This is a genomic window from Actinophytocola sp., from assembly GCF_036555685.1.
GTDB lineage: Bacteria > Actinomycetota > Actinomycetes > Mycobacteriales > Pseudonocardiaceae > Actinophytocola.
The window spans coordinates 39551-53019 of record NZ_DATBKY010000024.1 but is presented as its reverse complement, the minus strand read 5'-3'; the positions used below and the strand labels follow the sequence as shown (position 1 = coordinate 53019).

10 protein-coding genes are annotated in these 13469 nt (G+C 72.6%); 6 read left to right on the top strand and 4 right to left on the bottom strand.

All coding sequences use genetic code 11. From position 1 onward, the window contains the following. Positions 1–34: 34 nt before the first annotated feature. The 4 genes from VH969_RS02575 to VH969_RS02560 all read right to left on the bottom strand — a co-directional run bounded on the left by VH969_RS02575 (position 35) and on the right by VH969_RS02560 (position 6849). Positions 35–1828, bottom strand: a complete 1794-nt coding sequence (locus tag VH969_RS02575) for a thiamine pyrophosphate-requiring protein (RefSeq protein ID WP_331969693.1) — start codon at positions 1826–1828, stop codon at positions 35–37. Positions 1829–1849: 21 nt separating this feature from the next. After that, positions 1850–5005: an FAD-binding and (Fe-S)-binding domain-containing protein gene (locus tag VH969_RS02570; protein ID WP_331969690.1), complete on the bottom strand. Its 3156-nt coding sequence runs from the start codon at positions 5003–5005 to the stop codon at positions 1850–1852. Between the two features lie 46 nt (positions 5006–5051). After that, a complete protein-coding gene (locus VH969_RS02565) occupies positions 5052–6062 on the bottom strand; it encodes an SDR family oxidoreductase (RefSeq protein WP_331969687.1) in 1011 nt (336 codons plus the stop codon). A 235-nt stretch (positions 6063–6297) separates the two neighbouring features. Next, positions 6298–6849: a dihydrofolate reductase family protein gene (locus VH969_RS02560; protein ID WP_331969684.1), complete on the bottom strand. Its 552-nt coding sequence runs from the start codon at positions 6847–6849 to the stop codon at positions 6298–6300. 233 nt (positions 6850–7082) lie between these two features. On the opposite strand from VH969_RS02560, the gene VH969_RS02555 reads away from it, so the two are divergent. The 6 genes from VH969_RS02555 (at position 7083) to VH969_RS02530 (ending at position 13464) form a co-directional block, all read left to right on the top strand. Continuing rightward, complete coding sequence (locus VH969_RS02555; RefSeq protein WP_331969681.1) at positions 7083–8021, top strand: hypothetical protein; 939 nt, start codon at positions 7083–7085, stop codon at positions 8019–8021. A gap of 112 nt (positions 8022–8133) precedes the next feature. Continuing rightward, positions 8134–9627, top strand: a complete 1494-nt coding sequence (locus VH969_RS02550; protein WP_331969678.1) for an FAD-linked oxidase C-terminal domain-containing protein — start codon at positions 8134–8136, stop codon at positions 9625–9627. A gap of 1 nt (position 9628) precedes the next feature. Continuing rightward, positions 9629–10783, top strand: coding sequence for an FAD-binding oxidoreductase (locus tag VH969_RS02545; RefSeq protein ID WP_331969675.1), 1155 nt, complete (start codon positions 9629–9631; stop codon positions 10781–10783). Positions 10784–10933: 150 nt separating this feature from the next. Then, positions 10934–12337 (top strand): (Fe-S)-binding protein, encoded by a 1404-nt coding sequence (locus VH969_RS02540; RefSeq protein ID WP_414638415.1) that lies wholly within the window; start codon positions 10934–10936, stop codon positions 12335–12337. Positions 12338–12433: 96 nt separating this feature from the next. Beyond that, complete coding sequence (locus VH969_RS02535) at positions 12434–12835, top strand: VOC family protein (RefSeq protein WP_331969669.1); 402 nt, start codon at positions 12434–12436, stop codon at positions 12833–12835. Between the two features lie 29 nt (positions 12836–12864). Beyond that, entirely contained in the window at positions 12865–13464 is a 600-nt protein-coding gene (locus tag VH969_RS02530) for a dihydrofolate reductase family protein (RefSeq protein ID WP_331969666.1), read from the top strand. Positions 13465–13469 lie beyond the last annotated feature (5 nt).

Genomic DNA, 13469 nt, shown 5'->3' with positions numbered 1-13469 from the left:
GGGCCGTCCGGTTCGGCCCAGCCGACCGGTCCGGTCATGACTTCCTGCCCGGCAGCATCTCCTGTGCCTTCGTCTTGATGCCCTCGGTCAGCAGGTGCAGTGCGTTCGGGTCGCCCTTCAGCACGGCCTCGGTCGCCGCCTTGATCTGCTCGAACGTGGCATGCGGCGGGATCGGCGGCACCTCGGGGTCGCAGCGGACGTCGAGCACCGCCGGACGCGTCGCGGACAGGGCGGCGTCCCAGGCCGGGCCGAGCTGGTCCGGCGCGTCCACGTTGATCGCCTCCAGGCCGATGCCGCGCGCGAACGCGGCGTAGTCGACGTCGGGAAGTGTCTGGGACTCCACGAACTTCGGCGCGCCTCCCATCGCCCGCAGCTCCCACGTGACCTGGTTGAGGTCGTTGTTGTGGAACACGCAGATCACGCACCGCTGGTCGCTCCACAGCTCGTGGTAGTGCTTGATCGTGATCAGCTCGGCGAGGCCGTTCATCTGCATGGCGCCGTCGCCGACGAGCGCGATCACGGGGCGGTCCGGATGGGCGAACTTGGCGCCGATCGCGTAGGGGACGCCGGGTCCCATCGTGGCCAGGGTGCCGGAGAGCGACCCCCGGATGTCGGCGCGGATGCGCAGGCAGCGCGCGTACCAGTTGGCGGCCGAGCCGGAGTCCGCGGTGACGATCGCGTCGTCCGGGATGCGGGTCGACAGCTCGGTGACGATGCGCATGGGGTTCACCGGGTCGGCCTCGATGTGTGCCTGCCGGTCGATCGTCTCCCACCACGACGCCACGTTGCCCTCGATCGTCTCGCGCCACTTGCCGTCGGGCTTGGTCTCGACCAACGGCAGCAGCGCCTGCAGCGTGGCGCGCGCGTCGCCGACGAGGTTGACCTCGGTCGGGTAGCGCATGCCGATGAAGCGGCCGTCGAGGTCGATCTGCACCGCGCGTGCCTGGCCGAAGTCGGGCAGGAACTGCGTGTACGGGAAGTTGGACCCGACGATGAGCAGGGTGTCGCAGTCGCGCATCAGCTCGTAGCTGGGCCGGGTGCCGAGCAGGCCGATCGCGCCGGTGACGTAGGGCAGCTCGTCGGAGAGCACGTCCTTGCCCAGCAACGCCTTCGCCACTCCCGCGCCGGTGCGCTCGGCGAGCTCCCGCACCTCGGCCGCGGCGCTGCGGGCACCCTGCCCGGCGAGGATCGCGACCTTCTCGCCCGCGTTGAGCACGTCGGCCGCGCGTTGCACGTCCTCGGCGACCGGCACGACCCGGGTGTGCGCCAGGCTCGGCGGGCTGGAGGGCACCTGCTTGAACGCGTGCTGCGGTGCGGAGTACTCCTCCTCCTGCAGGTCGGCGGGGATGATCAGCGCGGTCGGGCAGCGGTTGGCCTGCGCGACGCGGATCGCGCGGTCGAGCGCGTTGGGCAGCTGCTCGGCGACGTTGACCTCGACCAGGTAGTCGGACGCGACGTCCTTGAACAGCGACTGCAGGTCGACTTCCTGCTGGTAGCTGCCGCCCATCGCGCTGCGCGCGGTCTGCCCCACGATCGCGACGACCGGCACGTGGTCGAGCTTCGCGTCGTAGAGGCCGTTGAGCAGGTGGATCGCGCCCGGGCCGGAGGTGGCCATGCAGATGCCGACGTGCCCGCTGAACTTCGCGTAGCCGACGGCCTGGAACGCGGCCATCTCCTCGTGGCGCGCCTGGATGAAGCGGGGTTTGTTGTCCGCCTTGCCGAACGCGGTCACGATGCCGTTGATCCCGTCGCCGGGGTAGGCGAAGACCTGCTCGACCTGCCAGTCCCGCAACCGGGCCAACACGTAGTCACCCACGGTCTGGGCCATGATGATCTCCTCACCTCGAAGTCAGTTGTGCTGCCCGCGTTGTCGCCGTTGTCCCCGCTTTCGGCCTTGCCGCCACCGGAGTCCGGCAAGGCCGGCGGCTGCGGCGATCGCGCCGGTGCCGGCGAGCGTCGCGGCCTTCGCGAGCGCACCGGGCGGCGACGGCCGCCTGCCGTACGCGTCCTCGGGGCGTTCCGCGGGCGCGGGGCTGGTGTGCCGGTGCGCGGCCGCGAGCAGCTCGGCCAGATGGACGCCGTCGCGGTCGCCGCTGTCGAGTTGGTGGATCTGCGTGCGGCAGCTGAAGCCGTCGGCCAGCACGACCGTTTCCGGGTCGGCCTCGCGCAGGCGGGGGAGAAGTACCCGCTCGGCGCAGGCCTCACTCACCTCGCGGTGGCCGGATTCGAAACCGAAGTTGCCGGCCAGCCCGCAGCAGCCCGAGTCCAGCTGCTCGGCGTCGACGCCGGCCCGCGCCAGCAGCTCGCGGTCGGCGTCCCAGCCGAGCACCGCGTGCTGGTGGCAGTGCACCTGCGCGACTGCCGTCGCCTGCCGCGCGTCGAGCTTCGGCGGGCGGTAACCCGGCGAGTGCTCGGTGAGCAGCTCGGCGAGCGTCACCGTCTGGTCCCGGAGGCGCCGCACGTCGCGGTCCCCGGGGAAGAGCTCGGCCGCGTCGGAGCGGAACACCGCGGTGCAGCTGGGTTCCAGGCCCAGCACGAGCCCGCCGGCGCGCAGGTGGGGGGCGAGGATGCGGGCGGTGCGCGTCAGGATCCGCTTGGCCGTGGCGAGCTGGCCGGTCGAGATCCAGGTGAGGCCGCAGCAGATCGGCTCGGCCGGCATGACGACCCGCCAGCCGGCGGCCTCGACGACCTCGACCGCGGCGCGGCCGATGTGCGGGTGGAAGTGGTTGGTGAAGGTGTCCGGCCACAGCAGCACCTCGCCGCGCGCACCGTCGCCCGCCGGCTCGCGGCGGGCGAACCACTGCTGCAAGGTCTCCCCGGCGAACAGCGGGATCTCCCGGTCGTCGACGCCGGCCGCCGCCACGGCGAGGCGCCGCAGCCCGGGCGCGTGCGTGATCGCGTTGACCACCGGCGCGAGCCGGGACCGGCCGACCACCTGGGCGAGCGCGGGCAGCCAGCCCATCGACCAGTGCGCCCTGGGGCGGCGCCACGGGCGCCCCCGGTAGTGGTGGGCGAGGAACTCGGCCTTGTAGGTGGCCATGTCCACGTTCGCCGGGCAGTCCGTCTTGCACCCCTTGCAGGCCAGGCAGAGGTCCAGCGCGTCGCGGACCTCGGTCGAACGCCACCCCTCGGTGAGCGGGCCGTCGCCGTGCCCGTCGAGCATCTCGAACAGCAGCCGGGCCCGGCCGCGCGTCGAGTGCTCCTCCTCGCCCGTGACCTGGTAGGACGGGCACATCACCTGGCCGTCGGTGGTGTGCTGGCGGCAGCGGCCGACGCCGACGCAGCGGTTGGCGGCCTCGGCGAACGAGCCGCCGTCGTGCGGGTACCGGAAGTACAGGTCCTGGGGTGCGGCCGGGGCCCAGTCGCCGCCGAGCCGCAGGTGCGCGTCGAGCGGCGCGGGGGCGACGACCTTGCCGGGGTTCATCCGGTCTGCCGGGTCGAAGATCGCCTTGAGCTGGCCGAACGCGCGGGTGAGTGCCGTTCCGAACATGCGGGGGAGCAGCTCGCCGCGGGTCTGCCCGTCGCCGTGCTCGCCCGACAGCGAGCCGCCGAGCTCGGTGACCAGGTCCGCGGCCCGTTCGAGGAACCGGCGGTAGGTGGCGACGCCGCCCGCGGTGTAGAGGTCGAACGGGATGCGGGTGTGCACGCAGCCCTGCCCGAAGTGCCCGTACAGGCTGGGACCGGTGTCGCCCGCGTAGCCGAACTCCTCGTAGAGCCGCTGCAGCCGCCGCAGGTACTCCCCGAGTCGCTCCGGCGCGACCGCCGAGTCCTCCCAGCCCTCGAAGGTGTCCGGCCGGTCCGGGACGTGGGCGGTGGCACCGAGCCCGGCCTCGCGGACCTGCCACAGCTCCGCCTCGGCCGCCGGATCGTCGAGGAACGCGACGTCGGCCTGGTGCTCGGTCTCGTGCAGCGCGTCGAGCATCCGGTGCGCGGCCTGGTCCGCCTCGTCGACCGTGTCGCCGCCGAACTGCACCATCAGGAACGCCCGCCCCTGCGGCAGGTCCCGCAACGCCTGCGGGTTGAGGTCCTTGAGCTGCTCGTCCCGGATCAGCTTCGAGTCCAGGCCCTCCAGGGCGATCGGCTCGTGCGGCAGGATCGCCGGCACGGCGTCCGCCGCCCGGTAGACGTCCGGATAGCCCAGCACCACGAGCGTTCGCTGCGCCACCACGGGCACCAGCTCGAGCTTCGCCCGCAGCACGGTGACCAAAGTGGACTCACTGCCGACGAGCAGGCCGGCGACGTCGAAGCCGTGCTCGGGCAGCAGCGAGTCGAGGTTGTAGCCGGACACCCGGCGCGGGATGTCCGGGAAGCCGTCCCGGATGCGGTCGGCGTACTCGTCGCGCAGGCGGCGCAGCTGCCGGTAGATCGCGGCCCGCCGGTTGCCGTGCCGCTCGATGTCGGCGTACTCGTCGTCGCTCGTGCGGCCGCACCAGAAGCGCGTGCCGTCGTAGCAGAGCACCTCCAGCGCGGCGATGTTGTCGACGACCTTGCCCGTGCGCTGCGCGGTCGCCCCGCAGGAGTTGTTGCCGATCATCCCGCCGATCGTGCAGTTCATGTGGGTGGCCGGTTCCGGGCCGAACCGCAGGCCGGTCGGCGCGAGCTGCCGGTTGAGCTCGTCCAGCACGATCCCCGGCTGCACGACGCAGGTCCGCGCCTCGGCGTCGACGGACTCGACCTGGTGGCAGTACTTCGACCAGTCGATCACCACGGCGGTGTTCGTGCACTGCCCCGCGAGGCTCGTGCCGCCGCCCCGCGACAGCACCGGCGCCCCGTGTTCCCGTGCCACGGCGACCGCCTCCGCGGCGGCGTCGGGCGTCCGGGGGACGACGACGCCGATCGGCACCTGCCGGAAGTTGGACGCGTCCGTGGAGTACGCGGCACGGCTCCCGGCGTCGAAGCGGACCTCGCCGTCGACCCGTTTCCGCAAGGCGTCGGCCAGGGCCTCGATGTCCACCCGTGGCTCCTCGTGCTTGACCACCGGGTCGGGAAGGTCGGTAGTGGTCACGGCACCTCCATTCCTGCCACCGCCATTCCTGCCACCGCCATTCCGGCTACCGCCGCCCGGCGATCCACAGCAGACCGGCCAACGCGCCGACGCCGATGGCGCCGAGCAGGCCGTGGTGCCGGGACGCCCACAGCTGCGGGCTGCGCCGTACGGCGGAGTCGTCGAAGTCGCCGTGCGCGCCGAAGTCCTCGGCGCCCTCCCGGTCGGCCGGTCGCCACAGGTTCGCCGGCTGGTCGGGGTCGCGCGGCCGATCGGTCTGCTGCGAGTCGTAGCCCGTGCGCGCCAGGTAGCGGTCGAGCAGTCCGGGTGCGACCGCGTTGGCGAGCAGGGTGCCCACGGTCGAGCCGCCGACCCAGTACTCGCGGCGGCGCGGATGCTCGGCCGCGTACAGCACCGCGTCGGCGGCGATCTCCGGCTGGTAGATCGGCGGCACCGGCTGCGGGCGGCGGGGCAGCCGGGCGAGCACCCAGTCGAACTGCGGGGTGTTCACCGCGGGCATCTGCACCATCGTCACGCGCACGCGCGACTTGTCGTGCAGCAGCTCGCAGCGCAGCGACTCGGTGAACCCCTGGATCGCGTGCTTGGCGCCGCAGTACGCCGACTGCAGCGGGATGCCGCGGTAGGCGAGCGCGGAGCCGACCTGCACGATCACCCCGCGGTCGCGCGGGCGCATGCGCTTGAGCGCGGCGCGGGTGCCGTTCACGAACCCGAGGTATGCCACCTCGGTCACCCGCCGGAACTCGTCCGCGCCGATCTCGTCGAACGGCGCGAACACGGAGGTGAACGCGTCGTTAACCCACACGTCGATGGGCCCGAGCTCGTCCTCGACGCGGCTCGCGGCGTCGTCGACGGCACCGTCGTCGGCGGTGTCCACCGAGAGCGGCAACGCGACGCTTCCGGCCGCGGAGACATCGCCGGCCGCCGCCTTCAGTCCTTCCTCGCCGCGTGCCAGCAGCGCCACGTGGTAGCCGCGCCTGGCGAAGGCGCGGGCGGACGCGCGGCCGATCCCGCCGCTGGCCCCCGTGATCACCACGACTCGCTGGTCTTCACCGTTCACTCGTCGAGGCTTACCATCATTTGCGCGACGCAAACATCGATGGCCGAAGTCGGTTCCGTGCCTCTTGCGTACTGTGCCCGAGTCATGATTGCGTGCCGCAAGCATCGGGCGGCCGGCGTGCGCAGCGCCGCCCGCCGAAGCGCCCGCGCCGGGTCGCCTCGCCGGTACTCACGACCCCCGGCGGCGACCCCGCGCGGGCCCTTTCCCACGTTCGGGGTACCCGCCGTGCCCGGTCCTAACGGCGGGCCGTGTAGCGGACGACGATGACGCCCGACTCGAGGACGGACGAGTCGGCCAGGTCGAACAGCGCCGGCCGGCCCGGGCGGAACAGCAGGTCGTCCGTGGTGGCCTCGCCGACGAAGAACGGGTGCACCCACAGGCGCAACTCGTCGACCAGGCCCTCGGCCATCAGCGCGTACGACAGCTCGCCGAAGCCGTACTGGACGATGTCGCCGCCCGGTTGTTCCTTGAGCGCGGCGATGCGCTTGACCGCGTCCTCGGCGAACACGGTCGTGTTGGCCCACTGCGGATCGCGCAGCGTTCTGGACGCCACGTATTTCGGCATGGCGTTGATCCGGTCGCTGAACGCGTCGCCGGAACGGGCCGACCACACCGGCGCGAATCCGTCGTACGTGTGCCGGCCCATCACCACCGCGTCGCAGGACTGCAGCAGCTCGTTCTGAATCGCGTCGCCCTCGGCGGAGAAGCTGCCGAGCGACGGCCAGTTCTGCGGGTTCTGCACGACCCCGTCCAGGCTGACATAGGTCGAGTTGATGATGCGGCGCATCGGGATCTCCCTTGTGTGGCGGTTCTTTGCGCCAACTCTCACATCCCGGCCCACCGATCGATAAGGTCCGTTTCCGCGCCCGGAACGAGGACCAATCGCGGTGACCTCGAGTAGCCGATCGTGTGCCGCCGGACAACGTTCGCCGCGGTGCCCAACCCGCCGCGCCATACCGCGTCTTCACAACACCTTTACGGGAAAGCGGCGGGCACGCCGCGGGGAATTGGGAGTGCGTCATGTTCAGCATCAAATTCAGACGGATCGCGTCCGGGGTCGCGGCCGCCGTCGTGATTCCGCTCGTGTTACCGGCCGCGGCGAACGCGGCGCCACCGACGTACCGGTTGGTCGACCTCGGCATCGGCGACGACAGCGTCGCCGTGGCGATCAACGACCGCGGGCACGTGGTCGGCACCCGCGCCGACGGCGGGGCGTTCCTGTGGCGGGACGGCCGGACCACCGACCTCGGCGCCTTCACGCCGACCGACGTCAACAACCTCGATGAGGTCTCCGGGTTCCGGCCGACCGAGACGGGCATCCAGGCGGTGCTCTGGCGCCACGGAGTCCGCACGGATCTCGCCACCTCGCCGGGCGGTTCGAGCGCTGCCTTCGCCGTAAGCGACCGCGGTCAGGTCGTCGGGTGGAGCGCGGCGCCGGAGGGCGTGATGCACGCGACGTCGTGGCAGCGCGGCGTGCCGACCTCGCTCAGCGACGAGGTCAGCTTCGCGAGTGACGTCAACGACCGCGGCCAGGTCGTGGGCGCCGCCGGCAGCCTCAACCAGGTCGCCGTCCGGTGGTTCCGGGGCGACGAGACGCAGCTGAGCGCCGAGCCGACCCAGGCCACGGCAGTCAACCGGCCCGGCACGGTCACCGGCTTGGTCTTCGGCGGGTCGACCGCGGGTTTCGTGTGGCAGCACGGCAGGTTCATCGACCTGCCGGCGCCGCCCGGCGAGCCCATCTTCTCGTTCACCCAGCCCACCGGCATCAACAGCCGCACGCAGGTGGTCGGCACCAGCAGCGACGGCGCCTTCGTGTGGGAACGCGGCCGCACGACCATCCTGCCCGGGTTGACGCCGGCGGCAGCCGCAAACGACATCAACGAACTGGGCGTGATCGCGGGCTCGAACCCGACGACGCCGGACGGGTTGGTGCCCCACGCGGTGATCTGGCGCAAGTGAGTCGCGGGCCGGCCGGGCGGCCGTCCCAACGGGACGACCGCCCGGCCGCGCCGTGCGTTCGACATCTCCGGCCGGTCGCTGTCATGCTCGACAACGAGCTGTAGGAGGTGCCATGACCGACCAGCAGACCGCCGAGCGGGAGCAGGCGTCGCCGCGGACCCTCGAGCTGGCCGACCGGCTGCGTGCCAGGATCGGCGCGGCGAAGGTGCTCACCGACCCCGCACAGTTGCGGACCTACGAGTGCGACGGGCTCGAAGCCTTCCGCGTCCGCCCCGGAGCCGTGGTCCTCGCCGAGCACCGCGACGACGTCGTGGCGGCCGTGCGGCTGTGTGCCGAGGCCGGGATCCCGTTCGTGGCACGGGGTTCGGGCACGGGGCTCTCCGGTGGCGCGGTGCCGGTCTCCGACGGCGTGCTCATCGTGCTGTCGCGGCTGCGCAACATCGTCGACGTCGACCCGGACAACGCCCGGATGGTGGTCGAGCCGGGTGTGATCAACCTCTGGGTGACCCGCGAGGCGGCCCCGTACGACCAGGCCTACGCGCCCGACCCGTCATCGCAGCAGGTGTGCAGCATCGGCGGGAACGTGGCGGAGAACTCGGGCGGCGCGCATTGCCTGAAGTACGGCTTCACCGTCAACCACGTGATGGGTGCCGAGGTGGTGCTCGCCGACGGTGAGGTGGTGCACCTCGGCGGCCCGGCGCCGGAGCGCCCGGGCCTCGACCTGCTCGGCGCCTTCGTCGGCAGCGAGGGCACGCTCGGCGTGGTCACCCAGGTGACCGTCCGGCTGATCCGCGTGCCCGAGTCCGTGCAGACCATGCTGGTCGGCTTCCACTCGGTCGCGGACGCGGCCGGCACGGTCAGCGACATCATCGCGGCCGGCATCGTGCCCGCGGCCATCGAGATGATGGACGCGCTCGCGATCGAGGCGGCCGAGGCCGCCGTCCAGTGCAACTACCCCGAGGGCGCCGAGGCCGTGCTCGTGATCGAGCTCGACGGCCCGCAGGTCGAGGTCGACGAGCTCTTCAAGCACGTGGAGACGCTCGCCCGCGGCCGGCACGCCTTCGAGACCCGCATCGCCGCCGACGCGGAGGACCGCGCGCTGATGTGGCGGGGCCGCAAGTCCGCCTTCGCCGCGGTCGGGCGCATCAGCCCCTCCTACTACGTCCAGGACGGCGTCATCCCGCGCACCCGGCTGCCGGAGATCCTCGGCGCGATGAGCGAGCTCGCCGACGCGGCGAACCTGCGCGTGGCCAACGTCTTTCACGCCGGCGACGGCAACCTCCACCCGCTGATCCTCTTCGACGACGCCGTGCCCGGCGCACCGAAGGCCGCGGAGGAGCTCGGCTTCGCGATCCTCGACCTGTGCATCGAGGCGGGCGGGTCGATCACCGGCGAGCACGGCGTCGGCCTCGAGAAGAAGTCCAAGATGGCCAGCCAGTTCACCGCCGAGGACCTCGACACGATGCAGCTCGTGCGCTGCGCGTTCGACCCGGTGGGGCTCGCGAACCCGGGCAAGCTCTTCCCGACGCCGCGGCTGTGCGGTGAGCGGCCGGGTGTGCGCACCGTGGAGTCGGCGCCCGACCCCGCGCTGGGCGAGGTGTTCTGACGTGGCCGCCGTGCACTCCGAGAACACCGTGCTCGCCGGCGTCGTCCCCGGTAACGAGGTCACGCCGTCCTCGGCCGGTGAGGTCGCCGAGGTCCTCCGCGCCACCACCGGCACCGTCGTGCCCGTCGGCGCGGGCACCAAGACCGGCTGGGCCGCGCTGCCGGCGTCGTGCGACCTGCTGCTGCGCACGACCGCGCTGAACCGGGTGGTCGAGCACGTGCCCGGTGACCTCGTCGTGGTCGCGGAAGCCGGCGTGGCGCTGGCGACGTTGCAGGGACAGCTGGCCGAACACAACCAGATGCTCGCGCTCGACCCGCCCGAGCCCGGCGCGACGCTCGGGGGAATCGTCAGCGCGAACGCGTCCGGCCCGCGCCGGCTGCGCTACGGCACCGCGCGCGACCTGCTCATCGGCGTGACGGTCGTGCTCGCCGACGGCACCACGGCGCGTTCGGGCGGCAAGGTCGTGAAGAACGTGGCCGGCTACGACCTGGGCAAGCTCTACACCGGCGCGCACGGCGCGCTCGGCGTCGTGGTGTCGACCACCTGGCGGCTGCACCCGCTCCCGGCCGCGGCCGGCGCGGTCGTCGTCCCGGTCCCCGACGCGGCATCGGCCGGCCGGCTTGCGATCCGGGTGGCGCGGTCGACGCTGACGCCGACCGCCGTCGAGCTGCGCTGGGACGGCTCGGCCGGCGAGCTGGTCCTGCTGTTCGAGAACATCCAGGCGTCCGTCGACGCGCAGTCGGCCGCGGCGATCGAGCTGCTCGGCGGCGGCGAGAGCGTGGCGGGGCCGCCGTCCTGGTTCGGTTCGCGGCCCACCGGGGAGATGGTGCTGCGGATCGCCTATGTGCCCGCGGCGCTGCCGCAGGTGCTTTCCGCGCTGCCGGCCGGCTCGTCCGGCACGGCGTCGGCGTGCACGGGGGTGGCGTACATGTCGGTGCCCACGGACGGTGACCCGGGCGAGGACCTGGCGGCGCTGCGCGCGGCGATCGCACCCCACGACGGGTCGGCCGTCGTCATCGCCGCCCCGGACGACGTGCGGTCGGGCATCGACCACTGGGGGCCGACGCCCGACTCGTTCGGGCTGATGACGCGGGTGAAGGACCAGTTCGACCCCGGCCGGCGGCTCTCGCCCGGCCGGCTGTTGGGAGGGCTCTAGATGAGTACCGACGCCGAGCGGCTGCCCGAGGGCGCGAGCCGGGCGACCGACCAGGCGGCCGCCGAGGCGGTGGGTGCCCGCAGGCCGGTCGACATCGGCCAGGGCGGGCCGATCGCGGCCAGCGCCGCCGCGGCCACCGTCGGGCTCGGGATGCCGGGCAGCGGCCCGCCGCCCGGCAGCGCCTTCGACTCGCACCACCCGCCCGACGCCGACCTGCTCGGTGACTGCGTCCACTGTGGATTCTGCCTGCCCACGTGCCCGACCTACGTGCTGTGGGGCGAGGAGATGGACAGCCCCCGCGGCCGCATCGACATCATGAAGGGCGGGCTGCAGGGCGACGCCTTCGACGCCAGCAGCGTGCGGCACCTCGACCAGTGCCTCGGCTGCATGGCGTGCGTGACCGCCTGCCCGTCGGGCGTGCAGTACGACAAGCTGATCGAGGCCACCCGCGCCCAGCTGGACCGGCGGGTGGCGCGGCCGCGGCGGGAACGGTTGCTGCGCAAGGCGATCTACGGCCTGTTCCCGTACCCGCGGCGGCTTCGAGTGCTGCGGGGCCCGCTGCGGGCCTACCAGGCGAGCGGGCTCGGCCGGCTGCTCGCGCGCAGCGGGTTGCTCCGCCGGCTGCCGGAGCCGTTGCAGGCCATGGAATCCCTCGCGCCGAAGCTCGGGCACGTGGACAAGCTGCCCGAGCGCACGCCGGCCGTCGGCACCAAGCGCCGCACGGTGGGGCTGCTGACCGGCTGCGTGCAGGGCACGTTCTTCCCCGATGTCAACGCGGCGACCGTGCGGGTGCTCGCCGCCGAGGGCTGCGAGGTGGTCGTGCCGCGGCGGCAGAGCTGCTGCGGGGCGCTGTCCGCGCACGCCGGCCGCGAGCCCGAGGCGCTGGCGTTCGCGAAGCGGGTGATCGCGACGTTCGAGGCGGCCGGTGTCGACAACGTGGTGGTGAACGCGGCCGGATGCGGGTCCAACCTCAAGGACTTCGCGCACCAGCTGCGCGACGAGCCGGCGTGGGCCGCGCGCGCCCGCGCGTTGTCGGCGAAGGCGCGGGACGTCAGCGAGCTGCTCGACGAGCTGGGTCCGGTCGCGCCACGGCACCCGTTGGCGATGACGGTCGCCTACCAGGACGCCTGCCACCTCGGGCACGCGCAGGGCGTGCGCGCCCAGCCGCGGCGGCTGCTGCGCGGCATCCCCGATGTCGAGCTGCGGGAGCTCCGCGAGGCCGAGATCTGTTGCGGCAGCGCGGGAACGTACAACCTGCTGCACCCGGAACCGGCCCGCGAGCTCGGCGAGCGCAAGGCGAACGCGGTGCTCGCCACCGGCGCGCAGCTGATGGTCACGGCGAACCCGGGCTGCTGGATGCAGGTCGCGACCACGCTGGCGCGGCTGGGCAAGCGGATGCCCGTGGCGCACACCGTGCAGGTGCTGGACGCGTCGATCCGCGGCGTGCCGGTGGACAAGTTGCTGGCCCGCGCGCTCGACGGCCCGGGCACGGTCGTGCCGACCGGCGGTTCAGCCAGGCCCCGGCGGTGGCGCCTGCCCGGCCGGCGGCGCTGACGGCACCGTACGAATCCGCCGCCGGCAACCGGACCTTGCGGACGAATCGGCTGCGCAAATATCGTTCGGCTCGATATCGCGGTGGGGAGGCGAGCGATGCGGACGCTGCACTTCGGGCTCCGGGTGGCCGATCTCGAGAAGTCGCTGGCCTTCTACACGGCCGTGGGCTACCGGGTGATCGGCACGGTTCCGGAGACCTCCTTCGGGAGCCTGACCATGCTGCAACTCCCGGGCGACGAGTTCGTGTCCATCGAGCTCGTCCACGATCCCGGCCGGGAGCACGTGGGCGCCGGGCTCAACCACTTCGTCATCAAGGTGGAGTCGATGCGCACCACCATCGCCGAGCTCGCGGCTCAGGGCGTCGAGGCCGAGGAGCCGACGTCGCCGGACGACCCGGACGGCCTTCGCACGTCGTGGCTCACCGATCCGGACGGGAACCGGATCGAGCTGGTCCAGTGGCCGGCCGGGCATGCCGACGGCATCACCGCCGCCGGCTGACTGAGGCGGCACAACCCGAGGAGCGTCACGTGGCAAAGACGATCATGGGAGCCGTTCTCTCCCTGGACGGCTTCATGGCCGACGACAACGACGGCGTCGGACCACTCTTCGACTGGCTGGGCAACGGGGACGTGAGCTGGTCCTTCGAGGGCAGCCCCGACGAGTCCAGAACCACGCGGGCGTCGGCCGACTTCATGCGCGCCCAATACAAGGGCATCGCCGCCGTGGTCATCGGCCGCCGGGTGTTCGACATGACCAACGGCTGGGACGGCGTACCCGCCGCCGGCGAGCATGTCTTCGTGGTCACTCACCAGCCACCGACCGACTGGGAGTTCGCGGACTCCGCGCCGTTCACCTTCGTGGGCGGCGTCGAGGAGGCCATCGCCGCCGCGAAGGAGTACGCCGGCGACCGCATCGTCGACGTGGCCGCCGGCCAGATCGGGGGCCAGGCACTGCGGCTCGGCCTCATCGACCAGATCGTCGTCAACATCGTCCCGGTCGTGTTCGGCTCGGGCCGCCCGTTCTTCGCGACCGGCTCCCTCCCCGAGCCGATCATGCTGGACAACCCGGCCCAGATCGTCCGCGGCGACCGCGTGACCCACCTCGTGTACGACGTCACGAAGACCTGAGTTCC

What these genes read in the sequence shown, in the direction of transcription:
- VH969_RS02575 (WP_331969693.1), bottom strand. Translation starts at nt 1,828, where the DNA reads ATGGCCCAGACCGTGGGTGACTACGTGTTGGCCCGGTTGCGGGACTGG.
- VH969_RS02560 (WP_331969684.1), bottom strand. Translation starts at nt 6,849, where the DNA reads ATGCGCCGCATCATCAACTCGACCTATGTCAGCCTGGACGGGGTCGTG.
- VH969_RS02555 (WP_331969681.1), top strand. Translation starts at nt 7,083, where the DNA reads ATGTTCAGCATCAAATTCAGACGGATCGCGTCCGGGGTCGCGGCCGCC.
- VH969_RS02550 (WP_331969678.1), top strand. Translation starts at nt 8,134, where the DNA reads ATGACCGACCAGCAGACCGCCGAGCGGGAGCAGGCGTCGCCGCGGACC.
- VH969_RS02540 (WP_414638415.1), top strand. Translation starts at nt 10,934, where the DNA reads ATGCCGGGCAGCGGCCCGCCGCCCGGCAGCGCCTTCGACTCGCACCAC.
- VH969_RS02535 (WP_331969669.1), top strand. Translation starts at nt 12,434, where the DNA reads ATGCGGACGCTGCACTTCGGGCTCCGGGTGGCCGATCTCGAGAAGTCG.